The following is a 24,940-nucleotide window of genomic DNA, read 5'->3' as shown; positions in this document are numbered from 1 at the left end:
CGCGAAGCGGTCGCGCCGACCGTGAAGCGGGGAGAGGGAGTCAGGCCGTCGCCGGGGCTGTCTTGGACAGCGGCACAGGGGCCGAGGGCAGCGAGGCAGCCGCGGGCTTGTAGGCCGCAAGCGCGGGCAGGTCGGGCGTGCGATCGGCGTACTTGTTGCAGATGTTCACGGCCTGGCGCAGCGAGGTGTGCGGGGCGCGGATGCGGTGCCAGCCGCCAGTGGAGTCGCCCGCGATGGCAACACCGCGCATCTCGGCCGGGATCTGGATGGCGGCCAGGACGGCGTCCGGCGCGATGTCACCGAAGGCCATGTTGGCGGAGGTCTCGTCGTTGACGCGGTGCGCGGTGCGGCCGGTGAGCTGGGCGCGGAGCATGGTGATGCCCTTGCCGAGTTCGGAGCCGAAGCGCTGCCCGCAGATCTCGAGGTAGATGCCGGCCGCGCGGCCGAGCTGGGCGAGTCGAACGAGTGCGGTGATGATCCGGTCTCGCCGCTTCTCCTCCTCCTTCGTGGTGAACAGGGCGAGTTCGGCGACCTCGTCGACCAGGACCACGATCGGGGTTGGGCGCAGGTCCTCGGGCAGGTCCCAGATGTCGGCGGCGATCTCCGCATCCGGCACGGCCACACTGATGCGCTGCTCGGCCCGTATGAGCTGGTACACCTCCTCCATGTGCGTCACCAGCGCTTCCAGCACCTCCAGCGCGGTGTCGGGGTTGTCGGCCAGGGCGGAGAAGCGGCGGGCCAGCGGGAACAGCTCGACCCCTTGTTTGCAGTCGATGCCGACCAGGGCCACATCGTGGGGAGCCAGCCCGGCAACCAGGTTGCGCTGGTAGACGGACTTGCCGGACTCCGTGGCTCCGAGCGTCAGGCCGTGGGGAACGGCGCGGTAGTCGCGGTAGTGCACCGAGCCGTCCTCACGCAGGGCGACTGGAATCCGCATCGGCGCACGGTCGACCTTGGCGGGCATCTGCACCCGCTTGAGCACGTCGTAGCCGGTCATCCGCACCTCGACCACGCCCGAGCGGACCTCACGGGAGGTCACGCCGTACATGCCGAAGGAGTGGCGCAGCCGGTCCGTGGCGGCCGAGACGTCGAAGGCGTCCTGACCAGGCCGCAGCTTGAGCCGCAGGACCAGGCCGGTGCGAGTTGGCCGGAGCCGCAGGATGCGTGGCGGGCGTGACTCGGGCACCGGGCGGTTGGTGGCCCGGGCTAACGCCAGGCGCCAGCGGGAGGGCGGGACGGCCAGTCCGCAGGCGTCCATTACGGAGGCGTAGCGGACCAGGACCCGCAGCGTGGCGAGGGCGACCCCGAGGGTCATCCAGTACCAGGCGGGGCGCCGCCACCGCAGGAGACCCGCAGCGGCGACGACCACAACGACAGCGGCCGCGAACTCGGTCATGTTCAGGCCGCCTTCGACTGCGACGCACCGGCGGTCAGCGCGGTCACGGCCACCGCGCGGAAGGCGATGCCGTGCCGCTTCTGCCCGTTGAACTCGTTCTCCCAGGGACGGGCGATCAGCCCGGTCAGCGCCACGGGCGTACCCATGGTCAGCTCTTCCGAGACGCCGGTCTCGGGGACGGTGATGGAAAGGATCTCGACCTCGTCATTCGCCGCGAACATCACGTCGACGGTCATCAGCTTTGCGCCGGTCTCGGCGTCGAGCGCGATTTCGCCCGTACGGCGGTCCTTCACCTTGGGCTGCGGGGTCTTGGCGACCATCACGGTGGCGGCGGTGGTGTCGACGGGGATCTGACGCATGAGTGCGCTCCTAGGTGTCGTCTAACTTGACGTACTTAGTACGTCGACCTGTAACGAGGGTGCACCTGAAGTACTTAGTACGTCAAGTGGGTTCTCGACTGTTGTCGGTTGGATGTGCTGCACTTAGTGCGACAAGCACTGAGAGGGGCTATGGCCGAGTTCACGGGACGCGCGAAGTACTTGGAGATCGCCGATGACTTCAAGCGGCGCATCCGTCAGGGAAAACTGACTCCAGGCGAGAAGCTGCCGTCCGAGACCGCGCTGATGGAGACCCACGGGGTCTCACGGACCGTGGCCCGGCAGGCGATCTCACGCCTCCGTGAGGACGGCTTCGTGATCTCTCACCAGGGCAAGGGCAGCTTCGTCACCCTTCCTGAGGAGCCGCGTCCGACGAAGCACAGCCCCGAGTTCGAGGAGATCGCCGCGTACCTGTCCGACGTCCGCCAAGAGGTGCGTCGGCTGGCGGAACGGATGGATCAGCTTGAGCAGTTGGTCCGGAACCAGGCGCAAGACGGTTGACCAACGCATCAGCACGGCTTGCCAGCGCCGCCACCTCCTCACCAAGTGCCTTGACTTCACTGATCAGTTCCACCACTTCGGCCGGGGTCAGCGGCATCGTGGCTCCTTCGTCCTGCGTTCGACCTGTCATCCCCTGGGGTGTCACCAACGCTAGGAGCGGGCCGCTGGAGTACCCCGGAAAATCTCTCCGGGGTCCCATATAGAGACGGGGGGACGCTCTTGCCATGCGAGGAATGACGACGAATCTGACGATCGGCGAACGCGTCGCCTGGTACCGCCGCAGGCGGGGCATGTCCCAAGAGGTCCTGGCCGGACTGGTCGGCCGAACGGTCGACTGGCTGAGCAAAGCCGAGAACAACCGCATCGAGCTGGACCGGCTCTCGGTCATCAAGTCCCTTGCCGATGCACTCGACGTGACCCTGGGAGACCTGCTCGCCGAGCCGACGCTGCTGGACTGGACGGCGGACAGCGGGACCCGCACGGTGCCGGCACTTCGCTCGGCCCTGATGAACTACCGCCAGCTCACCCCGCTGTTGGGCGTGACCACCGAGGGCGAGCCGACGCCGCTCGACGAACTCCGGAGCAACGTCGCCGAGGTATGGGACGCCTATCAGGACTCCCGCTATGCGTTCGCGACCCGCCGCCTGCCCCTTCTTCTGGCGGATGCGCTCATCGCCGCCCAGGCCTACGACGGCCGGGAGCGCGAGCAGGCGCACGAACTCATGGCGATGACCTACCAGGGCGCGGCCATGGTCCTCACCAAGCTGGGGGAGACCGACCTCGCATGGATCGCGGCCGACCGCGGACTGGCAGCGGCGCAGCAGTCCGGCAACGCGGTGGTGACCGGGTCCCTGTTCCGCTCCGTGGCTCACTGCCTGCTCTCTAACGGCCGATTCGACGCCGCCACGCAGCTCATTGGAGACGCGGGGGAGTACCTCCGCCCCGGCCTGGACGACGCGAGCCCCGAGTTCCTGTCGATCTACGGGACTCTCTTCCTCACCGGCTCCATGGCAGCGGCCCGCGCGGAGGACCGCGCGACGACTCAGACGTTCCTCGCCGAGGCCGACCGGGCGGCGCAGCGTCTCGGCGCGGACGCCAACCACGTGTGGACCGCTTTCGGCCCGACCAACGTGGCCATCCACCGAGTGGCCACGGCCGCAGAGCTGGGGGACATGCAGGTCGCGGCGGACCTGGGGCCGCAGATCGACACCAGCGGCCTGCCGACCGAGCGCCGGACCCGTCACAACCTCGAAGTCGCGCGAGCCCTCAGCGCCCACAACCGTATGGACGACGCACTGGCCAAGGTCCTCGAAGCGGAGAGCTGGGCGCCCGAGCAGGTGCGAAGCCACTACCTTGCGCGTGAACTTGTCCTCACCTGGGTCCGGAACCAGAAAGGCCGGCCGAGCCGCAGTCTGGCGGACCTGGCCAAGAGGCTGCATGTCGTCTGAGCTGGGTACCCTCGGCTGCATGGCGCCGAATGCACAGGAAGCGAAGATGGCGCACCCGCGTATGGCAGCGGGTGTGCTCTTCTTTGATGCCGCCGGGCGGATCCTCATGGTGGAGCCGTCCTACAAGGACTACTGGGAGATCCCTGGCGGGTACGTCGAGACCGGCGAGTCCCCGTTGCACGCCGCCATCCGTGAGGTCCAGGAGGAGCTGGGCATCACACCGCCCATCGGGCGCCTGCTCGCGGTCGACTGGGCACCGAACCAGGCCGAGGGCGACAAGGTGCTGTACCTCTTCGACGGCGGCCAGCTCAGCCAGGAGGACCTGGCAGCAATCACCTTGCAACCCGAGGAGCTGAAGAGCTCCGCGTTCCTCTCCCCAGAGCAGATCACCGAGCGCACGATCCCGCGGCTGGCCCGACGCATCCTCGCGGCGGCCGAGGCCAGGATCGGCTCTGCGCCGGTGTACTTGGAGCATGGCCAGAGGCCAGAGAACCGAGCTGCGTGATCACGCAGGACACGGCCTGACCGCTGCGCGGTAAGACTTTCCCTACTTCATCAAGACGGCTCGCTGCCGCTCGCCGCGCGCAGGCCCGGCCCCCGGCCGGGCCTGCGCTCCTGTCTCCGCCCCGCTCCAGCCCGGCCGGCGCCCGTGCCGCGCGCGCAGCAATCAGCCGCCTGATGCCAGAGAAGGGGTACGTCGTGGCTGGGGCGGTCGGCTCCACGGCTTTACGGAGCCACTTTGGCGCGAGCCTCGAAGATCATGGCCCCAACGTCGTGCTTTACCGGGCAGGTCCACAGACTGCCCGACGCGCCGGAAGCTTACGGGGCCATGATCACTCGCGCCAAAGCAGCGCCACCCCAAAGCCGCTCCGCCGACCTTAAAAGGGCTACCTCACCGCAACATTTTCCGCGAAGAAGAACTTGGCTCTGAAGTTACGTCAACAATTCTAAGCGGTCTCTATAGTGGTCAGCCCACATTTCTCTGAAATCGCATGCCGCCAGGTAAGCTCGCGCCAGAGAATCTTCAACACTCTTATAACTCACTGGCGCCGACCCGAAGTGAGATTTCACCCTGTGCATCAAGTAAGGGGCAAGCCACTTGCCTTTAATCAGACGATAGCCGTGGCCTTTAGAGTAGCAAGAGTTTATTCGACGTCGAACGCGTGATGAAATCGCGCTGTATTCGGTTGCACTGCGGCGCGTAGACGTGGCAACCTTCTGCGCTGCGGCTGCCAGCTTGACTGCCTCTACAGCTCCGTACTTTGGATTATTGACCCACGACTCCCGGCCAAACCCTACGTCACAGCCAGCCCCGGTGGCCTTCGCTATGACGCAAAGAGTTATCCACTCTCGCCAAGCGTCGGCGAGATCCATTACCCAGCCACTCAAGTCGGTCACTAGTTGACTCACTGAGGCAGAATCCAGGGAGAGGATCCCCGCCAATGCCTCTTGGTCGCTTCCGCGAATAAAAACCTCTGCTTCGACATCGAACATGTCCGTGTAAATAACGTGCGGAGATCTCTTCTTTCCGCCAGACACGTCCTCATTGTCCCTGTCTACCATGAAGGCCATCGAGCGTTTCCCGCTCGAAGAGGTAACGGTTAGCTTCCCGGATGCTTTGAAAAACTCAAAGTGGGCGAGAACCGCCTTCTTGCCACCTGCGGCAACTCCCGTCACATCGTCCTTCAGCTGCTCGGCCAACCAGACCTGATAACCAGCCGCTTCGACTTTTGCGCTACTGCCGCAGATGCGATCATAAAACCGCGCATCCAGGTCTTTTCCTTCTACAATCACGAACAAGGAATCCTGGGAAATCTGCACGCGACGCGCAAACGCCGATCTACTGTATGAAAGCCTACGGCTCATAGCTCGTGGATCGTCCTGTCCGGGAGGTCAGCCATGATTTCTGGAGAATGCGTAGCAAGAATCAACTGAGTCCTGGGATTGATCGTGCGCATCGCATTTACCAACCGATGCTGCCAATCGACATGCATTGAGATTTCCGGCTCATCCACGAGCACGGAGTTAGGCCCAGCCGCCAGACATTCAACCAGGAGGCGCACAACCTGCTTTTGACCACTCGAAAGGGCCTCCAATGGGACATCTTCATTCCCTTGTTTGATTTTCAGGAATCTTCCTTCAAAATCGACTCGCATACGCCCCCTAAATAGCTCGTGAATCAGACGTTCTACCGCCTGCTTCGGCTCTTGCGCATTCACCACCTCTTTTTGTACTTCCACAATTTCGGCAACCACCTCACGCATTAGCTCATTCGTCAGGAAGTTCTCCGAAAAACTTTCGTAATCCCCAACTCGGAGATGAAGGTTTTGATCTTGGAAGAAATTCTTCACAGCCACATAGGCGGACTCAACATCGATGTCTGCCAAATTCGCCCGCTTCTTGCGTGGCCCAAGAGACCTGGTGATGACCGAACCAGCAATTGCCGCCAAGCCATTCTGTTGAACGCGACGGATTTGCATCAGTTCACGCGTGTTGTAATCCTGCCAAATGGCCTGGATTTGGCGCGCGAACATCCGGTCGTAGGCTACCTCGTCGAGGATATCCGCAGTACTTCCTACCCTCATTCTGGGGCTGTCGCTCAGGCGCAAGATAGATAGGTAGCTATGCCGAAAGATTTGACCGTTATGGTCAGACGGCTTACTGCTCCACCGCATCTTTTCGGCTCGATCTATAAGTCGTTCGCCAACTTGCCGATCATGCAGTTCGTAGTCGTCGAAGAGAGTGTCTGGAGGTTCAATATCAACGTTCTTTGCCTTGGGATTTCTGATGGTCCTCTCGATCTCTTTACTCCCTGTATGAATCTTTACGACAGCCCAGTCGAAAGGAACACGAACAAGGAGCGACGCCTCATCCTGAAGTGCGCTGTGCAAGATTTTGAGCATTGATGTCTTGCCGCTACCGTTGAGTCCCCAAAAAACGTTGACGTCAGGCTGGAGAGAGTGGCGAATGATCCCTGGCCGACCAGCAAGGCCAGCAATCTCGAAACTTACAATGCTCGGCATGACGAATTATCTGCCTTCCAGAAGGACACCTTCGCTGCGAGGAGAATCATAGATCTGCTACTCGCTCCGATCGTGGTCTTCCGTCAAAGTTGGCGAGCCTTTGCGCCGGTACCGAGTGTCCAGGTCAGCCCAGCAGCGCCGATCACTGGGCCTCCCGAGCTGATGGTGTAAGCGTGCGCCCGCACAGCGGTAGCTCTGGCTGACATCTGCAGGTGACATCAGCAGCACCGGACCCGGGCACCCATGCACGGCCCGGCATGCAACAACACGCCCACGCGGTGACGCCGCCGGGCCACGCTCGGATCGAACTCCTAAGCGGTGCTCAGCGCCAGCCGACTCACGCCGATGCGGTAGCGCCGCCTGACTGGTGGATGCCGGCGCCCGCGGCGGAGTCACTGGCCGAGCTGAGCGGCTAGGAACACCGCCGCCACTGAGGGGCGGACTGCGTACGTTGCGCCCGCGCTCCCCTCAGGAGCTTCCCACCAGTAGAACGGAAGCCGCCGCCCACTGTTGCTGTGTCCCTTGCTCATTCCCCTCACCACGCCTGCCACGCGCTGCGCCGGAGCGCCCTCATTTGGACCGCCCAGGGCCATATCCACCAGCTCCGTGCAGTGGATCTTCCGGCCAGGGTTGCGCAGCAGGTACTCGAGCATCTGCCGGGCCTGCGGTGCGAGTTCAGCCAAGAACCTTGTAGCGCGCTCCAAGTCCTCCGGGCCCCATTCGGGGGCACCGTAGTGCGCCTCTTCGCCAGAGTGCTCAGCCCATCGCGGATCAACCTCAGACAGATACTCCGTCATGCCCGCCCCTAACAGTTCGTCCCTAGGGTGTGTGTCGTTCGCACCGTACAGATCCGCCAGGACACTACGTATCGAATCCGTGTCGAAGTTCTACCGGCAAGCGGCTCAGCTGGGGAAGAGGGACAGGTCAAGAGGAGGTCGGGACGCAGCCACAAAGCGCCTTCTAAGCACCGGTCCCAGGGCGTCATGATCTACCGATGGATGAGTATGACTGGCCCACGGGCTCTGAAGCGCCGGCCGCTGAGGCGGTCCAGTCGAGCTGGGCGGTAACCGTCTCGGCCCTGCCTGTAGGAACCCGGATCACCGGCGAGGTCATCGGTCGGCAGCGCTTCGGGGTCTTCATACGTATAGACGGCGTGGCGAACGCCATAGCGCTGGCGGAGATCACGGCCATGCCGCACGGGACGGACCTCCCGGCCCTCGGGGCCTTCGTCAGCGGGGAGGTCCTCTGGCACGCCGCCCACAACTACCAGGTCAAGGTCCGGCTCGATGAGTGGGTGGCAGCCGACGAGTGATCTTCGCTGGGCCGTCCCTGGGCCGTCCGAGGCCGCTCAGCGGCGACCGGTGACGACTACTAACGACAGTCGTAGCGAGCGACAGCCGCAGGTCACCCAATTGGATCTGCGACACTGGTGAGGCCATGCCTAAGCCCGGAGAACTCACTTTCGTCGCGCCGCGCGGTGCCAAGACGCCGCCGCGGCATCTCGCCGACCTCTCGCCCGCCGAGCGCAAGGAGGCGGTCGCCGCGGTCGGTGAGAAGCCGTTCCGCGCCAAGCAGCTCTCGCAGCACTACTTCGCGCGGTTCGCGCACGACCCGGAGCAGTGGACCGACATCCCCGCGCCCTCCCGTGGCAAGCTCCAGGAGGCGCTGCTCCCGGAGCTGATGACGGTCGTCCGGCATCTGGCGACGGACCAGGGGACCACCCGTAAGACGCTGTGGCGGCTGTTCGACGGCACGCTCGTCGAGTCCGTGCTCATGCGCTACCCGGACCGGGTCACCATGTGCATCAGCTCGCAGGCGGGTTGCGGCATGAACTGCCCGTTCTGCGCCACCGGCCAGGCGGGCCTGGACCGCAACCTGTCGACCGCCGAGATCGTGCACCAGATCGTGGACGGCATGCGGGCGCTGCGCGACGGCGAGATCCCCGGCGGCCCGGCGCGGCTGTCCAACATCGTCTTCATGGGCATGGGCGAGCCCCTCGCCAACTACAAGCGCGTCGTGGGTGCGATTCGGGCCCTTACCGATCCCGCGCCGGACGGGCTCGGCCTCTCGCAGCGCGGCATCACCGTCTCCACCGTCGGACTGGTGCCGGCCATCCACCGATTCGCCGACGAGGGCTTCAAGTGCCGTCTCGCCGTCTCCCTGCACGCCCCGGACGACGAGCTGCGCGACACCCTCGTCCCCGTCAACACGCGGTGGAAGGTGCGCGAGGTCCTCGACGCCGGGTTCGACTACGTCGAGAAGTCCGGACGCCGGCTGTCCATCGAGTACGCCCTCATCCGGGACATCAACGACCAGGCGTGGCGCGGTGACCTGCTGGGCCGGCTGCTCAAGGGCAAGCCCGTGCACGTCAACCTGATCCCGCTGAACCCGACGCCCGGCTCGAAGTGGACCGCCTCCCGCCCCGAGGACGAGAAGGCGTTCGTCGAGGCGATCGCCGCCCACGGTGTGCCGGTGACGATCCGGGACACCCGGGGTCAGGAGATCGACGGGGCGTGCGGTCAGCTCGCCGCGACCGAGCGGTAGTCTGAGAGCCGTCAGTCAGTACGTACATCTTCATATTCCGACAGGGGAGCGCCACAGCGCTGAGAGTGCGGTAGCGACCGCAGACCCTCTGAACCTCGCCCAGGTCATTCTGGGTAGGGAGTTCGGTCTTCACTCGAGCTGTTGCGCCCTGCCCGGGACCCTCCGAGGTCCGGGGCAGGGCCGCGTCTCTTCCTGGTCACCCCCAGGAGGAATCCAGTTGAGCATCACCGGTAAGCAGTGGGCGGCCGTGGCCGTCGGACTGGGCATGGTCACGCTGTCCGCGTGCGGATCGTCCGGTTCCGGAAGTGGGAACGGCAGCGGCGGCTCCAAGACCGTGACCCTCGTCAGCCATGACTCGTGGGCCGCCTCCAAGAGCGTCATCGCGGCGTTCGAGAAGGAGTCCGGCTACACCGTCAAGGTCCTCAAGGACGGCGACGCGGGCCAGGCCGTCAACAAGGCGATCCTCACCAAGGACAACCCGCAGGGCGACGTCTTCTTCGGCGTCGACAACACGCTGCTGTCCAGGGCGCTGGACAACGGCCTGTTCCAGCCGTACGAGGCCAAGGGCCTCGACCAGGTCGGCACCCAGTACCAGCTGGACGCGGACAAGCACCGGGTCACGCCCATCGACTACGGCGACATCTGCGTCAACTACGACAAGAAGTACTTCGCCGACCACAAGCTGACCCCGCCGGCGTCCTTCGACGACCTCGTCAAGCCCGAGTACAAGAACCTCCTCGTCACCGAGAACGCCTCCACGTCCTCGCCCGGTCTCGGCTTCCTGCTCGGCACCGCCGCGAAGTACGGCGACGGCGGCTGGCCGGACTACTGGAGGAAGCTCAAGGCCAACGGTGTGAAGGTGGTCGACGGCTGGGAGCAGGCCTACAACGAGGAGTTCTCCGGCTCCGCCGGCGGCAAGAAGGCCAAGGGCGACCGGCCGCTCGTCGTCTCCTACGCCTCCTCGCCGCCCGCCGAGGTCGTCTACGCCGACCCCCGGCCCAAGACCGCGCCGACCGGCGTCGCCACCGGCACCTGCTTCCGCCAGATCGAGTTCGCCGGTCTGCTGACAGGCGCGCACAACACCAAGGGCGGCAAGGCGTTCCTCGACTTCCTGATCAGCAGGAGGTTCCAGGAGGACATGCCGCTCAACATGTTCGTCTACCCGGTGGTCGAGGGAGCGAAGGTGCCCGCGGAGTTCACCGAGTACGGGCCCGCGGCCAAGGATCCCGAGACCATGGCCCCCACGAAGATCGCCGCGAACCGTGACCAGTGGGTCAAGGCGTGGACGTCGCTCGTACTGAAGTGACCCCACGCAGGCGGGGGAACGCGGCGCGGCTCGGGCTGATGGCCCCGCCCGTCGCGTTCTTCGCGGTCTTCTTCGCCTACCCCGTCGCCGCGATCGTCGCGCGCGGTCTGAAGACGGACGGGGCCTGGCGGCTCGGGCGGGTCGTGGACGTGCTCGCCGAGCCGGACATGCGGCACGTGCTGTGGTTCACCACCTGGCAGGCGCTGGCCTCCACCGCTCTGACCCTGCTGATCGCGCTGCCCGGCGCGTATGTCTTCGCGCGCTACGACTTCCCGGGCAGGCAGGTGCTGCGCGCCGTCGTCACCGTCCCGTTCGTGCTGCCCACGGTCGTCGTCGGCACCGCCTTCCTGGCGCTGGTGGGTCGCGGCGGACTCCTCGACGACCTGTGGGGCATACGGCTCGACACCACCGTGTGGGCCATCCTGCTCGCCCACGTCTTCTTCAACTACGCCGTCGTCGTCCGCACGGTCGGCGGACTGTGGGCGCAACTCGACCCCCGTCAGGAGGAGGCCGCCCGTGTGCTCGGCGCCTCCCGGCTCACGGCCTGGCGGACGGTGACGCTGCCCGCCCTCGCGCCGGCGGTGGCCGCCGCCGCGCTGATGGTGTTCCTGTTCACCTTCACCTCCTTCGGCGTGGTGCAGATCCTCGGCGGCCCCACCTTCTCCACCCTGGAGGTGGAGATCTACCGGCAGACCTCGGAGATCTTCGACCTGTCCACCGCCGCCGTGCTGACGATCGTCCAGTTCGCCGCGGTGGGCGCGATCCTCGGGGTGCACGCCTGGACGGTGCGCCGCCGGGAGAGCGCGCTGAAGCTGGTCGACCCGTCGCGCACGGCGCGCAGACCGCGCGGGGCCGCGCAGTGGGCGCTGCTCGGCGCGGTCCTCGCGACCGTCGCCCTGCTGCTCGTCCTGCCGCTCGCCGTCCTCGTCCAGCGCTCGCTCGACGCGCCCGGGTTCGCCTACTACAAGGCGCTGACCCGTACCGACGACAGCACCTTCCTCGTCCCGCCCGTCGACGCCATCGTGAACTCCCTCCAGTACGCCGTCGCGGCCACCCTCATCGCGGTACTGATCGGCTCGCTGGCCGCCGCGGCCCTCGCCCGCAGGGACGCCGGCCGGCTCGTACGGGGATTCGACGCGCTGCTGATGCTGCCGCTCGGCGTGTCCGCGGTGACCGTCGGCTTCGGCTTCCTCATCGCGCTCGACAAACCGCCGCTGGACCTGCGTGGTTCCTGGATCCTGGTGCCGCTCGCGCAGGCGCTGGTGGGCGCGCCCTTCGTCGTCCGCACCATGCTGCCGGTGCTGCGGGCCGTGGACGAACGGCTGCGGGAGGCGGCCGCCGTGCTCGGGGCGTCGCCGTGGCGGGTGTGGCGCGAGGTCGATCTGCCGATCGTACGGCGGGCGTTGCTGATCGCGGCCGGGTTCGCGTTCGCCGTGTCGCTGGGCGAGTTCGGGGCGACCGTGTTCATCGCGCGGCCCGACAACCCGACGCTGCCGGTGGCTGTGGCGCGACTGCTCGCGCGGCCCGGCGACCTCAACTATGGGCAGGCGATGGCCCTGTCGACGATTCTGATGGTGGTGTGCGCGGTCGCGCTGGGCGTCCTGGAGAGGCTGCGGACCGATCGGACGGGGGAGTTCTGACGATGCTCGCACTGCAAGGCGCGACCGTGCGCTTCGACGGGCGGGCCGCGCTCGACCGGGTGGACCTCGAGGTCGCCGAGCAGGAGATCGTGTGTGTGCTCGGGCCGAGCGGCAGCGGCAAGTCGACCCTGCTGCGGGCGGTGGCCGGGCTGCAACCCCTGGACGCGGGGCGGCTGTTCCTCGACGGCCGTGACCTGGATGACGTGCCCGCGCACCGGCGCGGAGTGGGCCTGATGTTCCAGGACCATCAGCTGTTCCCGCAGCGGGACGTCGGGGGGAACGTCGCCTTCGGGCTGCGTATGCACAAGACCGCGCGCGCCGAACGTCAGGCACGGGTAGCGCAGTTGCTCGACCTGGTGGGACTGCCGGGAGCCGCGCGCAGGGCGGTGTCGGAACTCTCCGGCGGCGAACAGCAGCGCGTCGCGCTCGCCCGCGCCCTCGCGCCCCGGCCACGGCTGCTGATGCTGGACGAGCCGCTGGGCCAGCTCGACCGGTCCCTGCGCGAGCGGCTCGTCGTCGAACTGCGCGAGCTGTTCGGCCGCTTGGGCACGACCGTGCTCGCCGTCACCCATGACCAGGGCGAGGCCTTCGCGCTCGCCGACCGGGTCGTGGTGATGCGCGACGGGCGGATCGCCCAGTCGGGTACGCCGCTCGAGGTGTGGCAGCGGCCCGCGAACGAGTTCGTGGCGCGCTTCCTCGGCTTCGACAACGTGGTGGAGGCGACCGTCGCCGGCGAGGTCGCGGCCACCCCGTGGGGCAAGCTCCCGGTCCCGGAAGGCTCCCCGCAGGGGCCCGGCACACTGCTGATCCGCCCGGCGGGCGTACGGTTGACGGCGGCCACCGAGGGCCTGCGCTGCACCGTGACCGCCCGCACCTTCCGCGGCACCCACGTGGCCGTACGTCTGCGACCGGAGGAGGCCCCCGCACTGGAGGCGGCCTGCCCGCTGCGGTCGGCGCCCGAACCGGGGGACGAGGTCGGAGTCGTGTTCGACGCAGCGGAAATCGTGGTGCTCGGCGGCGCGTCCGCCACCTAGGGTGGCGATCATGGCGGACTGGGAGATGCGCCCGGCGTCGGTGTCGGACGTCGAGGCAGTGGTCGAGTTGCGTGCCATGGTGATGCGGGCTGATCTGGAACGGCTCGGGCGGTACGACGAGCAGCGGGTGCGGCAGCGGCTGCGGGACCGATTCGACCCCGCCCACACATGGGTGATCGAGGTGGGCGGTGCGTTCGCCGGCTGCGTGGCGCTGCGACCGGCCGAGGAAGCCCACTGGCTGGAGCACTTCTACCTGGCCCCGCGTCTTCAGGGCAGCGGCATCGGTACGGGCGTGCTGCGGGAACTGCTGGAGCGGTGTGAATCCCGCGGTGTCCTCGTCCGGTTGAACGTGCTGCAGGGCAGTCCCGCCCGACGGCTCTACGAGCGGCACGGGTTCACAGTGGAGACCGAGGATCCGGTGGACGTGTTCATGGTGCGCAGGCCGGCCTGATGTGCGGCACGCACGACGGCCCGCCCCGGCGAAGGGGGCGGGCCGTCGGTTCGTCCGGGTGCGGAGGCGTCAGTTGCCCTTCGACGCGCCGCCGCGGCGGCGCATGCCGAAGAACACCGCGCCGCCACCGATGACGACCAGGCCGCCGGCGATGCCGGCGATCATGGGCGTGCTGGAGCTGGCGCCGGTCTCGGCGAGGTTGGAGCTGCCCGCCGCGGGCGAGGGGGAGTTGTCCCCGGCCGTGGCGGGGGCCGTGCTCTCCGGCTGCGACGGCGTGGCCGACGGGGACGCGGAGGAGGACGGGGCCGGAGCCGGCGTGTCGGACGGCTTCGGGGTCTCGGAGGCCGGCGGGGTGGTCTGCGACGTCGCGCATGCCTTGGACGGGGTGGTCAGGAGCGAGAGGTCCTCGTTGACCTGGCCGCCGTTGGCGTTGATGTGGACCCGGTACTGGGCGCCGGCGGCCCAGTCCTCGGAGAACGTGACGATCGCACCGTCCTTGGTGCCGGTGACCGTCTTCTCACCGACCTTCTTCGCGTCCGCGCCGTTCTCTTCCAGGTAGACGCTGACGGTCGCCTCCTTGCCCGAGGCGTCCTTGTCGGTGACGGTGATGCTGCCCTTCCCGTTGTCGCAGGAGGCGACGGCCGAGAAGTCACGGATGTTGCAAGCGAGCGCGTTGCCGGCGACGCCGAGCGCGAGCGCGGCGGAGGCCGAGGCGACGCCGAGGATGCGCACCGTTCGAGCGGTGCGGGAGGATATGGACACGATTGCCCTTCACGGGATGCGCAATTGCGGGGGGTTCAGGGGGAGTTGCGCTGCAATCACAACTTCCCCGAGAGGCTCACAGGTTTATAAGCGGTAGCTAAGTGCTGTCAACGCCGATGTCCGGCATGACGGCCGTCTTTGCCTGCTCATTAACCGCCCATGCGTTTGAAATCCGCAGAGCCGTTCTCAACCCCCCGCCGGGGCGCCCCCGTTCACCTGCGCGTGCTCAGCCCTGCACCGCCGCCGGGTCCATCCACATGACCTCCCAGGTGTGGCCGTCCGGGTCGTCGAAGGCACGGCCGTACATGTGGCCGTAGTCCTGCGCCTCGCCGGACACCGTGCCGCCCGCGGCGAGGGCCCGGTCGACCAACTCGTCGACCTTCTCGCGGCTTTCGGCGCTCAGGCAGAGCAGCACCTCGCTGGTCCTGGTGGCGTCCGCGATCTCCTTCTTGGTGAAGTTGGCGTAGTGCTGGTGGCTCAGCAGCATCGCGATGATGGTGTCGCTGATCACGACGCAGGCGCAGTCGTCCGTCGTGAACTGCGGGTTGATCGTGTAGCCCAGCTCCGTGAAGAACTTCTTCGACGTCTCGACGTCGGCGACGGGCAGGTTCACGAAGATCATCTGCTGGTACATGGGCGGCCTCTCTTTCGACGTGGCGGATGAGCCGTACGCAGAGATGGACCGCGCGCCGACGCGAAACTCATCGCCGGTCGCGAAAAAACCTTCCGGGATGTGCTCAGCCCGTCAGCGGCATCGCCGCCAGCTCCGCGACGACCCAGGTCAGCGGTGTGAACACCACCGCCAGAGCGCCCGCACGCAGCAGTGCCGCGGTGCGCAGCACGGTGGCCGGGGCGCCGAGCCGCACCAGCGCGGCCACCGTGTCGGTACGCGCCTGCCTCGCCTCGACCGCGGCCGTCGCCAGTGCCGCGACCGCGCAGCCCCCCACCACCGCCGCGCCCAGCGTCGTCAGCGGTCCCGGGGACGGGCGCGTGTCGGCGTACAGCGCCGCCATGGCGTAGAAGCCCGACGCCACCGCGCACACCACCCCGAGCGGCCGGCCGATCCGCCCTGCCTCCTCCTGCAGACCGCGCCCGGCCAGCAGCCGCACGGCACCCGGGCGCACCGCCTGCAGCAGCCACCCGCACAGATGCGTCAGCGCGGGCCCGGCCAGCGCGAGCCCCAGCGCGGTCAGCGCCCAGCCCGCGAGCACGGCCACGGGCCCGCCCGCGAGTCCGCCGGGCAGCGGAGCAGTCGGCGCCGGGCCCGGCCGGCTCGCGTGCGCCTCGACGGCGAACCCCGCGGCGAGCGCGGCCACACCCCAGGGCAGGCCGCCGGGGGCGGGCTGGAGGGCGGTGGGAGGCTCCGGTGCCGGATCCTCGGCCGGCACCTCGGGGGGGTCGTCGGCGTCGGGGCCGGCGGCGCCGCCGCGCGGTGGCCGTTCGCCCCGCGGGCGCAGCGCCAGCGCGGTCGCCACGGACGCCGTGAACGGCACCAGCGCCAGCAGCGTGAGCGCCGCGGGGACGGGCAGGGGCTGGTCGGCGGCGAGGAGGTCCGCCGCCGCGCCGTCGAACGGCATCCCCGTCGGGTCGCCGCGCAGATGCAGGAAGCCCAGCAGTGCCAGCAGGGAGCCGAGTGAGGTCGCGAAGGCCGTGGTGGCCGCCGAAAGGGCCATCAGCCGGGCCGGGCCGAGGCCGATCGCCGCCAGACCGGACCGTGGACGGGTGCCCGGGTCCGTGCGGGCGACGGCGACCGCGAGGTACACGGTGGCCGCGATCGGCGCGAGGCACCAGGCCAGCCGCAGCGTCGAGCCGTCCGCCGCCTCCGGGTGTCCCAGCGCGTACCCCAGCGTGAACAGCAGCAGGAAACCCGTGCCCGCCGAGGCCGCGACGACCAGGAGCCGGCGGAGCTGGACCAGGGGGCGCGCCCCGCGGGCTAGGCGGAGAGCGAGCACGTCTGACGGCCTTCCGTCTCGGACACCGGTGGCAGATGGACGGTGTTCACGGGCCGCCCGTCCAGCAGCGACACCGTCCGGTCGGCGAGGCCCGCGGCCTGAGCCGGGTGTGTGGCGATGACGACGGTGATGCCGTGCGAGCGGGCCGCCGTGGTGAGCGTGCGCAGCACCTGGGCGCCGTCGGCGCGGTGCAGGGAGGCGGTGGGCTCGTCCGCGAAGAGCACGGTCGGGCAGGTGGCGAGCGCCCGGGCGACGGCGATCCGCTGCCGCTGCGCCTGGGTCAGTTCGTGGGGGCGCTTGCGGGCGCTGTCGCCGACGTCGAGGCGTTCCAGCCACTCCAGCGCGGCGGTCTTGGCGCGGCGGCGGCTGGTGCCGCGCAGCAGCAGCGGCAGCGCCGCGTTCTCCCAGGCGTTCAGCTCGGGGACCAGCATCGGCACCGGGTCGATCCAGCCGAACCGGTCGCGCCGCAGCCTCTCGCGGGTGAGCGGGCCCATGGTGTGCACGGGCGTGCTGTTGAACCAGACCTCGCCCCGCTGGGCGGGCAGCAGCCCCGCCAGACACTGCAGCAGGGTCGTCTTGCCGCTGCCGCGCGGGCCGGTGACGGCCAGGATCTCACCCTCGCGCACCCCCAGGGAGACCCCGCGCAGCGCGGGTGAGCCGTTGTGCTGGAAGTGCAGGGCGCGTGCCCAGAGCACGTCGTTGTCCGGCGGGGCCACCATCGCGTACACCTCGGTTCTGATCCGTTTTCCCGTGCCGATCCCCGTCCGGGGGACCCGTTCGGGCGAACGATGGCAAGGGCGATCGGTCACCTCGCACGCTAAGCAAGCGGCACCCGTGCGCCCGGACAGCGAACGGCCCCGGGCCCCCGTTTCTCACTCGAACGGGTGGCCCGGGGCCGTTGTCGGTCATCCGGGAGGACGAATCCCGCACCGACGGGTCAGAGCTTGGTCCATGCCTCCGTGAGGGTGGCGCGCAGGATCTGCTCGATCTCGTCGAAGGTCTCCTGGTTGGAGATCAGCGGCGGGGCGAGCTGGACGACCGGGTCGCCGCGGTCGTCGGCGCGGCAGTACAGGCCGTTGTCGAACAGCGCCTTGGACAGGAAGCCGTACAGGACGCGCTCGGTCTCCTCCTCGTCGAAGGACTCCTTGGTGGCCTTGTCCTTGACCAGCTCGATGCCGTAGAAGAAGCCGTTGCCGCGGACGTCGCCGACGATCGGCAGGTCGTGCAGCTTCTCCAGCGTCGCGCGGAACGCGCCCTCGTTGTCCAGCACGTGCTGGTTCAGGCCCTCGCGCTCGAACAGGTCGAGGTTGGCCAGGCCCACCGCGGCGGAGACCGGGTGGCCGCCGAAGGTGTAGCCGTGCAGGAAGGTGTTGTCGCCCTTGTAGAAGGGCTCGGCGAGGCGGTCGGAGACGATGCACGCGCCGATCGGGGAGTAGCCCGAGGTCATGCCCTTGGCGCAGGTGATCATGTCCGGGACGTAGCCGAACTTGTCGCAGGCGAACATCGTGCCGAGGCGGCCGAAGGCGCAGATGACCTCGTCCGAGACCAGCAGCACGTCGTACTGGTCGCAGATCTCGCGCACCCGCTGGAAGTAGCCGGGCGGCGGCGGGAAGCAGCCGCCGGCGTTCTGCACCGGCTCCAGGAAGACCGCGGCGACCGTGTCGGGGCCCTCGAAGAGGATCTGCTGCTCGATCTGGTCGGCGGCCCAGCGGCCGAAGGCCTCCGGGTCGTCGCCGAAGATCGGGGCCCGGTAGATGTTGGTGTTGGGGACCTTGTGCGCGCCCGGAACCAGGGGCTCGAACGGAGCCTTCAGGCCCGGCAGGCCGGTGATGGACAGGGCGCCCTGCGGGGTGCCGTGGTAGGCGACCGCGCGCGATATGACCTTGTGCTTGGTGGGCTTGCCGACCAGCTTGAAGTACTGCTTGGCGAGCTTCCAGGCGGTCTCGACCGCCTCGCCGCCGCCCGTGGTGAAGAAGACCTTGTTCAGGTCGCCCGGGGCGTGGTCGGCGAGCCGCTCCGCGAGCTCGACGGCCTTGGGGTGGGCGTAGGACCACACCGGGAAGAACGCCAGCTCCTGCGCCTGCTTGAACGCCGTCTCCGCCAGCTCCGTGCGTCCGTGGCCCGCCTGGACCACGAAAAGACCGGCGAGACCGTCGAGGTAGCGCTTGCCCTTGTCGTCGTAGATGTAGGTGCCCTCGCCCCGGACGATGGTGGGGACGGGAGCGTTCTCGTACGAGGACATGCGGGTGAAGTGCATCCACAGGTGGTCGTACGCGGTCTTGCTGAGGTCCTTGGTACTCACGGCTATCGGGTTCCCCACATGTAGGTCTGCTTCTTCAGCTTGAGGTAGACGAAGCTCTCGGTGGAGCGCACCCCGGGGACGGCCCGGATGCGTTTGTTGATGACTTCCAGCAGGTGGTCGTCGTCCTCGCAGACGATCTCCACCATCAGGTCGAAGGAGCCCGCGGTCATCACGACGTACTCGCACTCGTCCATGGCGGCCAGCGTGTCGGCCGCGGACTCCACGTCGCCCTCGACGTTCACCCCGACCATCGCCTGCCGGCGGAAGCCCACGGTGAGCGGGTCCGTGACGGCGACGATCTGCATCACGCCCTGGTCGAGCAGCTTCTGGACGCGCTGGCGCACCGCCGCCTCGGACAGGCCGACGGCCTTGCCGATCGCGGCGTACGGCCGGCGGCCGTCCTCCTGGAGCTGTTCGATGATGGCGAGGGAGACGGCGTCCAGCTGGGGTGTGCCGTTCTTGGACTCGCGGGAGTCCCTCTGGTCTGCGCTTCGACTGGCCACGACCTCACTGTGCACGACGTATCAACAGTTCCGCAAGGCGGGATCGATGAAATTCGTTGTTTCCGTGATCTAAGTCTGCGGATTTCGCAGTGCTGGCGCAATCGTGGGTGTTGAAAACGTCGGCCTACGGACTAGGGTGGGTGTCTCAGCGATTGGACACCCGAACTTGGAGGGCCCGCAGTGAGCACCGAGCTGCGTCGTCTGCGCAACTACATCGATGGCGAATACCGTGACGCCGCCGACGGACGGACCACTCAGGTGGTCAACCCCGCGACCGGTGAGGCGTACGCGACCGCCCCGCTGTCCGGGCAGGCGGACGTCGACGCCGCGATGGCGGCCGCCGCGGCGGCCTTCCCCGGCTGGCGCGACACCACGCCCGCGGAGCGGCAGAAGGCCCTGCTGAAGATCGCTGATGCGTTCGAGGAGCGCGCCGAGGAACTGATCGCGGCCGAGGTCGAGAACACGGGCAAGCCGATCGGGCTGACCCGGTCGGAGGAGATCCCGCCGATGATCGACCAGATCCGGTTCTTCGCGGGCGCCGCCCGGATGCTCGAGGGCCGCTCGGCCGGCGAGTACATGGAGGGGATGACCTCGATCATCCGCCGCGAGCCGGTCGGCGTCTGTGCGCAGGTCGCGCCGTGGAACTACCCGATGATGATGGCCGTGTGGAAGTTCGCCCCGGCGATCGCGGCGGGCAACACCGTCGTGCTGAAGCCGTCGGACACCACCCCGGCGTCCACGGTCCTGATCGCCGACATCATCGGCTCGATCCTGCCCAAGGGCGTCTTCAACGTCATCTGCGGCGACCGCGAGACCGGCCGGCTGATGGTCGAGCACCCGACCCCGGCGATGGCGTCCATCACCGGCTCCGTCCGCGCCGGCATGTCGGTCGCCGAGTCCGCCTCCAAGGACCTCAAGCGGGTCCACCTGGAGCTGGGCGGCAAGGCGCCGGTCGTCGTCTTCGAGGACACCGACATCGCCAAGGCCGTCGAGGACATCTCGGTCGCGGGCTTCTTCAACGCCGGCCAGGACTGCACGGCCGCCACCCGCGTCCTGGTCCACGAGTCGATCCACGACGAGTTCGTGGCCGCGCTCGCCAAGGCCGCCTCCGAGACGAAGACGGGGCAGCCGGACGACGAGGACGTGCTCTACGGCCCGCTGAACAACCCCAACCAGCTCAAGCAGGTCACCGGCTTCATCGAGCGCCTGCCCGCCCACGCCAAGGTCGAGGCCGGCGGTCACCCGGTCGGCGACAAGGGCTACTTCTACGCCCCGACCGTCGTCTCGGGCCTCAAGCAGGACGACGAGATCATCCAGAACGAGGTCTTCGGCCCGGTCATCACCGTGCAGTCGTTCTCCGACGAGGAGCAGGCCGTCGAGTACGCGAACGGCGTCGACTACGCCCTCGCCTCCTCGGTGTGGACCAAGGACCACGCGCGCGCGATGCGCATGTCCAAGGCGCTCGACTTCGGCTGCGTGTGGATCAACACGCACATCCCGCTGGTGGCGGAGATGCCGCACGGCGGCTTCAAGAAGTCCGGCTACGGCAAGGACCTGTCGGCGTACGGCTTCGACGACTACACGCGGATCAAGCACGTGATGACGTCGCTCGACGCGTAGCCCTCCGGGGGGCGGTGCGAGCAACGCGGCCCCGGGCGGGAGTGGTCCCGTCCGGGGCCGCGGCGTGCCCGGGGTGCGCGCAGTGGGCGGCCCTGCTCGGGTCGGTGGTGGCGGCCCTGGCGTCGTCAGCGGTTGAACGCGGGGAAGCCGAACCGCTGCGCGACGCCCGCGCCGTCGCCCTTCGCGTCGGTGGCGTTGACGGAGTAGACGAGGGTCCGGGAAAGGTCGCGGGTGGCGGCGATCACCGTGGCGTAGCCGGGGCGGGAGCCCGTCTTGCCCCAGATCACCCTGCCGTTCAGCTCCAACCGCTCCAGCGCCGCCGCGTACCGCGCCCCCGGCACGTCGGGGAGCGTGAACATCTCCTTCAGCTGCGGCCCGGGCACGACGCGGCCGCGGAACAGCGCCACCAGCAGCCGTTCCAGGTCGGCGGTCGTCGAGATCATGTCGCCGGCCGCCCACCGGTCGGACATGTTCCAGTCGGTCACGTCGGCCAGCCTGCCGTCGATCCAGTCGTATCCGCGGTTGTGCGGACCGTGGATGCGCGGGTCGGACCCGTTCGGGAACGAGGTGTCCCGCATGCCGAGCGGCCGGAAGATCCGTACGGCCGCCTGGTGCGCGTACGAGTCGCCGGTGATCCTCTCGATCAGCATGCCGAGGACGGTGTAGTGGATGTTGGAGTAGTCCTGCTGCGTGCCGGGCGCGAACTCCGGGCCCTCGGCGACCGAGGCCCCCACGACCTGACGTGGCGTCAGCGTCTCGAAGCGATGCGCGTATCCCTCCTCGACGGTCTCCCCGAGGGACGCTCCCGGCCGCAGTCCGCTCGTGTAGTTGAGCAACTGCCGTACGGTGACGGGCTCGAAGTCCTGGGTCAGCAGCCCCGGCAGATACTGCTGAACGGTGCCGTCCAGGCTGATCCGCCCCTCGGCGGCGAGCTGCAGCACGATCGCCGCGGTCACCACCTTGGTCACCGAACCGGCCCGGAAGCGGGCGTTGTCCAACGCCGGCGCCCCCGTCCGGACATCGCGCACTCCCGCGACGCCGCGCCAACTGCCCTGGCCGCCCACGCGGATGAGCGCGGCGGTGGCGTCGTGGTCGGGCAGCCCGGCGATCGCGGCGCGCAGGGCCTCGGTGTCGGGTCCCTCGGTCGCGGACGGCGGGGTCGTCCGTGCCGCGGATGCCGGGGCTGCCGCCTGGGCGGAGGCGACTCCCGCCAGGGGGAGGGCGGTCAGGCTCAGGGCGAGGGCGGTGGCGAGGGCGACGGCGGTCGGGCGTAACTGCATGGGATGCTCCCTGATCGAGGGGATGTCGGTGATCATCCTGCGGACCGTGCGGCGGTTGGGGATCCTCTCGAAGGAGGGTGCGGCCCCGGGCATGGGACCGGGGGTCGCCCCTAGGGGGCGGAGCCGCCCCGGCACGGGAGCGTGTGGTCCGCGTCGCGCCCGAAAAACTGTTATCCCGGCCCCCGTCCCTCCGTCTCCCTCAGCGCCCCGGATCCCGACGCACAGGAGCGAACCGCGTGAGGCATGGGCACGGCGACCGCATCCGCCCCCACCGCCGGACACGACCGATGATCCGTCCCTGTATCGCCGGATATCCGGCGTTCCGTCGTGAGCCGTCGTGGACCGCCCGTCCCGTGGATCGCGGCCGTGGCTGAGACTGTACGTCCGCAGGGCGGTACGACGACCAGGGAGAGGACGCACGTGGACAGCCGGCAGTGGCGTTCCACCATCGCGGCGGCGCAGGCCGGTGACCGGCACGCGCTGGACGAGCTGGTCGCGGGCTGGCTGCCGCTCGTCTACAACATCGTCGGCCGCGCGCTCAACGGCCATGCCGACGTCGACGACGTCGTGCAGGAGACGATGCTGCGCGCCGTCGGCAACATCGGCGCCCTGCGCGATCCGGACAGTTTCCGCTCCTGGCTGGTCGCCATCGCCATGCGGCAGATACGGGACCGGGCGCGCCGCCGGACGTCCGAGCCGCTGGCCCAGGACGCGGGGGACCGGGACGCCGACTTCGCCGAACTCACCGTGCTGAGGCTGCAGTTGGAGGGCCAGCGGCGCGAGGTCGCGGAGGCGGTGCGCTGGCTCGACGACGAGGACCGGCAGCTGCTGTCGCTGTGGTGGCTGGAGGTCGCGGGCGAGCTCACCCGTCGGGAGCTGGCCGCCGCCGTCGGCATCAGCCGCCAGCACGCCGCCGTCCGGGTGCAGCGGATGAAGGCGCGCCTGGAGGTGGCGCGCGGCATCATACGGGCGCTGGAGGGCTCCTGCCCCGAGCTGGCCTCCGTCACCGCCCGCTGGGACGGCCGGCCCGGATCCGTGTGGCGCAAGCGGCTGGCCCGGCACATCCGCGGCTGCCCGGTCTGCGCCGGCGCCGAGAAGGCCGTCGTGCCGGCCGAACGGCTGCTCGCCGGGATCGCGCTCGTCCCCGTCCCGGCCGGCTTCGCCCTGTCGCTGGCGCTGGGCGGCAAGACGTCCGCGGCGGCCGTCTCCGTCGGCTGGTCCGCCAAGGTGCTCGGCGCGCTCACCAAGCCCGCAGTCGTCGTCACGGCGGGCGCGACGATCGCCGCGGGCGGCGCGTACGTCGTGACACGGCCGCCGCAGGCGCCGCCGGCCCCTCGGATCGCACCCACGGCGGCGAGCACGGCCCGCCCGCCCACGCACACCCCGCCGAGCGTCCTGCCCTCGCCGTCCACGGTGAGCCCCACACCGTCGACGAAGACAACGGACCTGTACGGCACGGTCGTCGACGCCGTCGACAGCGCGCCCGCCCCGGACGTTCCGCCGGGGCCGCTGCCGCACCGCCCCGAGTCCGGGATCACCAGCAGCGGCGGCCCGAGGACCGTCATGCAGCACCGCGGGGAGAGCGTCACCCTCAAGGGCCAGGGTTACGTCCTGGTGCGCTGGTACATCGCGCCGGCGCGCCGGCCGGGGAACCTGGTCATGCCGGCCTGGACCGGCCTGAAGGGAAAGCTGTTCCACGTGGCGTCCGGCGGCGGCCGCCGGATGGACGACCCTCTCGTCGGCAGTCCCGGCGGCTACGCCACCGGCATGGGCGGACCGACCATCGGGTACGCCGTCCTGCCCGCCGGCACCCAGCAGATGTGGCAGAACGAGTACTTCTACCTCGACGGTTCCGTCACGCTCACCCTCAACGAGCACGGCTGCGACTATGGCGTCACCGTCTTCCCGTCGAGCTGGGACGCGGTGAACAAGGACATCCGGACCGGCCCCGCCCAGGGTGCCATCCGCTACGGCATGGTCCGCGACAACGGCAAGGACACCGCACCGGTGCCGCAGTACGTCACCCGCGCCACCCCGGCCGACCCGGCGACCGTCCCTCAGCGTTCCCGGGTGTGACCGCCCACCGGCCCCCGCATCGCGCACAGCGCGTCGATGCGGTTGGTGGTGATGGAGTCCACCCCTGCCTCGAGCAGGCGCCGCATCGAGCGGCGGGTGTCCGGCGTCCACACGGACAGCAGATGGCCGCCCCCGTGCACTCGGGCCGCCAGGTCCCGGTCGACCAGGCCGAAGCGGTAGTTGAGCCAGCGCGGGCGCACCGCGTCGAGCAGCGCGGGCCGTGGCGGGGCGAGGGTCGTCCAGGTCAGGGCGATCTCCGCCGCGGGATCGGCGGCGCGCACCGCCAGCATGGTCTCGGCGCCGGCGCAGTAGTACACGCGCTCCGCCGCCCCGCAGTCCCGGACGATGCCGACGATCCGCCGTACGGCCCGGGACGAGGGGTCGCCCGGCAGGTCGATCATCACTCGGCTGCCGTCGGTCGCCGCGAGCGCGTCCGCCAGCGTCGGCACACCGCCGGCCGTCAGGCCCCGCACCTCGTCCGAGGAGAGCGCCGCGAGCGGGCGGTCCTGCTCCCACAGACGCTTCAGCGTCCCGTCGTGCAGCAGCACGGGCACACCGTCCCGGGTGAGCCGTACGTCGATCTCCACCGCGTCCGCGCCACGCCGGAGCGCGGAACGCAGCGAGTCGATCGTGTTCTCACGGTGGCGGTAGGGGTCGCCGCGATGGGCCACGGCGGTCACGGTACGCATGGGGCTCATTGTGACGGTGCGGCGCCGCGCAGTGGC

Annotated in this window: 24 protein-coding genes and 1 riboswitch; of the genes, 11 read left to right on the top strand and 13 right to left on the bottom strand. The window is 68.9% G+C overall.

Translation table 11 applies throughout. From position 1 onward, the window contains the following. Positions 1–40: 40 nt before the first annotated feature. Both ACIRC0_RS29600 and ACIRC0_RS29595 read right to left on the bottom strand, forming a co-directional pair. Entirely contained in the window at positions 41–1,396 is a 1,356-nt protein-coding gene (locus tag ACIRC0_RS29600; protein ID WP_403621923.1) for an FtsK/SpoIIIE domain-containing protein, read from the bottom strand. A gap of 2 nt (positions 1,397–1,398) precedes the next feature. Next, on the bottom strand, positions 1,399–1,755 hold the full coding sequence (locus ACIRC0_RS29595) for a hypothetical protein (protein ID WP_403621920.1): 357 nt from the start codon (positions 1,753–1,755) through the stop codon (positions 1,399–1,401). A gap of 150 nt (positions 1,756–1,905) precedes the next feature. On the opposite strand from ACIRC0_RS29595, the gene ACIRC0_RS29590 reads away from it, so the two are divergent. From ACIRC0_RS29590 to ACIRC0_RS29580, 3 genes are all read left to right on the top strand, one after another. Continuing rightward, a complete protein-coding gene (locus tag ACIRC0_RS29590; RefSeq protein WP_403621917.1) occupies positions 1,906–2,274 on the top strand; it encodes a GntR family transcriptional regulator in 369 nt (122 codons plus the stop codon). Positions 2,275–2,507: 233 nt separating this feature from the next. Beyond that, positions 2,508–3,722 carry a helix-turn-helix domain-containing protein gene (locus tag ACIRC0_RS29585; RefSeq protein ID WP_403621914.1) on the top strand — a complete coding sequence of 405 codons (1,215 nt, stop codon included), beginning with the start codon at positions 2,508–2,510 and terminating at the stop codon, positions 3,720–3,722. Positions 3,723–3,741: 19 nt separating this feature from the next. Continuing rightward, entirely contained in the window at positions 3,742–4,227 is a 486-nt protein-coding gene (locus ACIRC0_RS29580) for an NUDIX domain-containing protein (protein ID WP_403621911.1), read from the top strand. 428 nt (positions 4,228–4,655) lie between these two features. Here ACIRC0_RS29580 and ACIRC0_RS29575 read toward each other — a convergent pair whose 3' ends face one another. From ACIRC0_RS29575 to ACIRC0_RS29565, 3 genes are all read right to left on the bottom strand, one after another. Further along, on the bottom strand, positions 4,656–5,543 hold the full coding sequence (locus ACIRC0_RS29575) for a hypothetical protein (protein WP_403621908.1): 888 nt from the start codon (positions 5,541–5,543) through the stop codon (positions 4,656–4,658). A gap of 41 nt (positions 5,544–5,584) precedes the next feature. Further along, on the bottom strand, positions 5,585–6,745 hold the full coding sequence (locus tag ACIRC0_RS29570) for an AAA family ATPase (protein WP_403621905.1): 1,161 nt from the start codon (positions 6,743–6,745) through the stop codon (positions 5,585–5,587). Between the two features lie 392 nt (positions 6,746–7,137). Further along, positions 7,138–7,542, bottom strand: a complete 405-nt coding sequence (locus ACIRC0_RS29565) for a DUF6416 domain-containing protein (RefSeq protein WP_258053339.1) — start codon at positions 7,540–7,542, stop codon at positions 7,138–7,140. Between the two features lie 197 nt (positions 7,543–7,739). On the opposite strand from ACIRC0_RS29565, the gene ACIRC0_RS29560 reads away from it, so the two are divergent. The 6 genes from ACIRC0_RS29560 (at position 7,740) to ACIRC0_RS29535 (ending at position 13,720) form a co-directional block, all read left to right on the top strand. Beyond that, positions 7,740–8,057 carry a hypothetical protein gene (locus ACIRC0_RS29560; protein ID WP_403621902.1) on the top strand — a complete coding sequence of 106 codons (318 nt, stop codon included), beginning with the start codon at positions 7,740–7,742 and terminating at the stop codon, positions 8,055–8,057. Between the two features lie 125 nt (positions 8,058–8,182). Then, positions 8,183–9,289, top strand: coding sequence for a 23S rRNA (adenine(2503)-C(2))-methyltransferase RlmN (gene rlmN / locus ACIRC0_RS29555; protein ID WP_403621899.1), 1,107 nt, complete (start codon positions 8,183–8,185; stop codon positions 9,287–9,289). Between the two features lie 32 nt (positions 9,290–9,321). Beyond that, a riboswitch (TPP riboswitch) is annotated at positions 9,322–9,427 on the top strand. A 127-nt stretch (positions 9,428–9,554) separates the two neighbouring features. Then, the gene (locus ACIRC0_RS29550; RefSeq protein WP_403622357.1) at positions 9,555–10,595 is read left to right on the top strand and encodes a thiamine ABC transporter substrate binding subunit; all 1,041 of its coding nucleotides are present in this window, start codon (positions 9,555–9,557) and stop codon (positions 10,593–10,595) included. Then, a complete protein-coding gene (locus tag ACIRC0_RS29545; RefSeq protein WP_403621896.1) occupies positions 10,571–12,235 on the top strand; it encodes an ABC transporter permease in 1,665 nt (554 codons plus the stop codon). Before ACIRC0_RS29550 ends, ACIRC0_RS29545 begins: the two co-directional genes overlap by 25 nt. 2 nt (positions 12,236–12,237) lie before the next feature. Beyond that, positions 12,238–13,269 (top strand): ABC transporter ATP-binding protein, encoded by a 1,032-nt coding sequence (locus tag ACIRC0_RS29540; protein WP_403621893.1) that lies wholly within the window; start codon positions 12,238–12,240, stop codon positions 13,267–13,269. 10 nt (positions 13,270–13,279) lie between these two features. Further along, on the top strand, positions 13,280–13,720 hold the full coding sequence (locus tag ACIRC0_RS29535) for a GNAT family N-acetyltransferase (protein ID WP_403621890.1): 441 nt from the start codon (positions 13,280–13,282) through the stop codon (positions 13,718–13,720). A 69-nt stretch (positions 13,721–13,789) separates the two neighbouring features. Here the strand turns inward: ACIRC0_RS29535 and ACIRC0_RS29530 are convergent, their stop codons facing one another. The 6 genes from ACIRC0_RS29530 to ACIRC0_RS29505 all read right to left on the bottom strand — a co-directional run bounded on the left by ACIRC0_RS29530 (position 13,790) and on the right by ACIRC0_RS29505 (position 19,254). Further along, entirely contained in the window at positions 13,790–14,482 is a 693-nt protein-coding gene (locus tag ACIRC0_RS29530) for an LAETG motif-containing sortase-dependent surface protein (RefSeq protein WP_403621887.1), read from the bottom strand. A 226-nt stretch (positions 14,483–14,708) separates the two neighbouring features. After that, on the bottom strand, positions 14,709–15,116 hold the full coding sequence (locus ACIRC0_RS29525) for a VOC family protein (RefSeq protein WP_403621884.1): 408 nt from the start codon (positions 15,114–15,116) through the stop codon (positions 14,709–14,711). Between the two features lie 103 nt (positions 15,117–15,219). Next, the gene (locus ACIRC0_RS29520; protein ID WP_403621882.1) at positions 15,220–16,434 is read right to left on the bottom strand and encodes a hypothetical protein; all 1,215 of its coding nucleotides are present in this window, start codon (positions 16,432–16,434) and stop codon (positions 15,220–15,222) included. After that, a complete protein-coding gene (locus tag ACIRC0_RS29515; protein ID WP_403621879.1) occupies positions 16,416–17,153 on the bottom strand; it encodes an ABC transporter ATP-binding protein in 738 nt (245 codons plus the stop codon). The genes ACIRC0_RS29520 and ACIRC0_RS29515 overlap by 19 nt, the downstream gene beginning before the upstream one ends. A gap of 218 nt (positions 17,154–17,371) precedes the next feature. Then, positions 17,372–18,754 carry an aspartate aminotransferase family protein gene (locus tag ACIRC0_RS29510; protein ID WP_403621876.1) on the bottom strand — a complete coding sequence of 461 codons (1,383 nt, stop codon included), beginning with the start codon at positions 18,752–18,754 and terminating at the stop codon, positions 17,372–17,374. Beyond that, on the bottom strand, positions 18,739–19,254 hold the full coding sequence (locus ACIRC0_RS29505; RefSeq protein WP_403621873.1) for an Lrp/AsnC family transcriptional regulator: 516 nt from the start codon (positions 19,252–19,254) through the stop codon (positions 18,739–18,741). Before ACIRC0_RS29505 ends, ACIRC0_RS29510 begins: the two co-directional genes overlap by 16 nt. A 165-nt stretch (positions 19,255–19,419) precedes the next feature. On the opposite strand from ACIRC0_RS29505, the gene ACIRC0_RS29500 reads away from it, so the two are divergent. Continuing rightward, positions 19,420–20,859 (top strand): gamma-aminobutyraldehyde dehydrogenase, encoded by a 1,440-nt coding sequence (locus ACIRC0_RS29500; RefSeq protein WP_403621870.1) that lies wholly within the window; start codon positions 19,420–19,422, stop codon positions 20,857–20,859. Between the two features lie 125 nt (positions 20,860–20,984). On the opposite strand, the gene ACIRC0_RS29495 is transcribed toward ACIRC0_RS29500, so the two are convergent. Beyond that, positions 20,985–22,139 carry a serine hydrolase domain-containing protein gene (locus ACIRC0_RS29495; protein ID WP_403622355.1) on the bottom strand — a complete coding sequence of 385 codons (1,155 nt, stop codon included), beginning with the start codon at positions 22,137–22,139 and terminating at the stop codon, positions 20,985–20,987. Positions 22,140–22,559: 420 nt separating this feature from the next. On the opposite strand from ACIRC0_RS29495, the gene ACIRC0_RS29490 reads away from it, so the two are divergent. Continuing rightward, the gene (locus ACIRC0_RS29490; RefSeq protein ID WP_403622352.1) at positions 22,560–24,215 is read left to right on the top strand and encodes an RNA polymerase sigma factor; all 1,656 of its coding nucleotides are present in this window, start codon (positions 22,560–22,562) and stop codon (positions 24,213–24,215) included. On the opposite strand, the gene ACIRC0_RS29485 is transcribed toward ACIRC0_RS29490, so the two are convergent. Next, positions 24,197–24,904 carry a glycerophosphodiester phosphodiesterase gene (locus tag ACIRC0_RS29485; RefSeq protein WP_403621867.1) on the bottom strand — a complete coding sequence of 236 codons (708 nt, stop codon included), beginning with the start codon at positions 24,902–24,904 and terminating at the stop codon, positions 24,197–24,199. The genes ACIRC0_RS29490 and ACIRC0_RS29485 overlap by 19 nt on opposite strands. Between the last annotated feature and the right edge of the window lie 36 nt (positions 24,905–24,940).

The organism is Streptomyces sp. NPDC093984 (genome assembly GCF_044764595.1).
Taxonomy (GTDB): Bacteria; Actinomycetota; Actinomycetes; order Streptomycetales; family Streptomycetaceae; genus Streptomyces; species Streptomyces cynarae.
This window is presented reverse-complemented; position numbering and strand designations above follow the sequence as displayed.

Bases quoted from the DNA above. Each gene is read 5' to 3' on its own strand.
- ACIRC0_RS29600 (WP_403621923.1), bottom strand. From the start codon at position 1,396: ATGACCGAGTTCGCGGCCGCTGTCGTTGTGGTCGTCGCCGCTGCGGGT.
- ACIRC0_RS29595 (WP_403621920.1), bottom strand. From the start codon at position 1,755: ATGCGTCAGATCCCCGTCGACACCACCGCCGCCACCGTGATGGTCGCC.
- ACIRC0_RS29590 (WP_403621917.1), top strand. From the start codon at position 1,906: ATGGCCGAGTTCACGGGACGCGCGAAGTACTTGGAGATCGCCGATGAC.
- ACIRC0_RS29585 (WP_403621914.1), top strand. From the start codon at position 2,508: ATGACGACGAATCTGACGATCGGCGAACGCGTCGCCTGGTACCGCCGC.
- ACIRC0_RS29580 (WP_403621911.1), top strand. From the start codon at position 3,742: ATGGCGCCGAATGCACAGGAAGCGAAGATGGCGCACCCGCGTATGGCA.
- ACIRC0_RS29570 (WP_403621905.1), bottom strand. From the start codon at position 6,745: ATGCCGAGCATTGTAAGTTTCGAGATTGCTGGCCTTGCTGGTCGGCCA.
- ACIRC0_RS29565 (WP_258053339.1), bottom strand. From the start codon at position 7,542: ATGACGGAGTATCTGTCTGAGGTTGATCCGCGATGGGCTGAGCACTCT.
- ACIRC0_RS29560 (WP_403621902.1), top strand. From the start codon at position 7,740: ATGGATGAGTATGACTGGCCCACGGGCTCTGAAGCGCCGGCCGCTGAG.
- rlmN (WP_403621899.1), top strand. From the start codon at position 8,183: ATGCCTAAGCCCGGAGAACTCACTTTCGTCGCGCCGCGCGGTGCCAAG.
- ACIRC0_RS29550 (WP_403622357.1), top strand. From the start codon at position 9,555: ATGGTCACGCTGTCCGCGTGCGGATCGTCCGGTTCCGGAAGTGGGAAC.
- ACIRC0_RS29540 (WP_403621893.1), top strand. From the start codon at position 12,238: ATGCTCGCACTGCAAGGCGCGACCGTGCGCTTCGACGGGCGGGCCGCG.
- ACIRC0_RS29535 (WP_403621890.1), top strand. From the start codon at position 13,280: ATGGCGGACTGGGAGATGCGCCCGGCGTCGGTGTCGGACGTCGAGGCA.
- ACIRC0_RS29525 (WP_403621884.1), bottom strand. From the start codon at position 15,116: ATGTACCAGCAGATGATCTTCGTGAACCTGCCCGTCGCCGACGTCGAG.
- ACIRC0_RS29515 (WP_403621879.1), bottom strand. From the start codon at position 17,153: ATGGTGGCCCCGCCGGACAACGACGTGCTCTGGGCACGCGCCCTGCAC.
- ACIRC0_RS29495 (WP_403622355.1), bottom strand. From the start codon at position 22,139: ATGCAGTTACGCCCGACCGCCGTCGCCCTCGCCACCGCCCTCGCCCTG.
- ACIRC0_RS29485 (WP_403621867.1), bottom strand. From the start codon at position 24,904: ATGCGTACCGTGACCGCCGTGGCCCATCGCGGCGACCCCTACCGCCAC.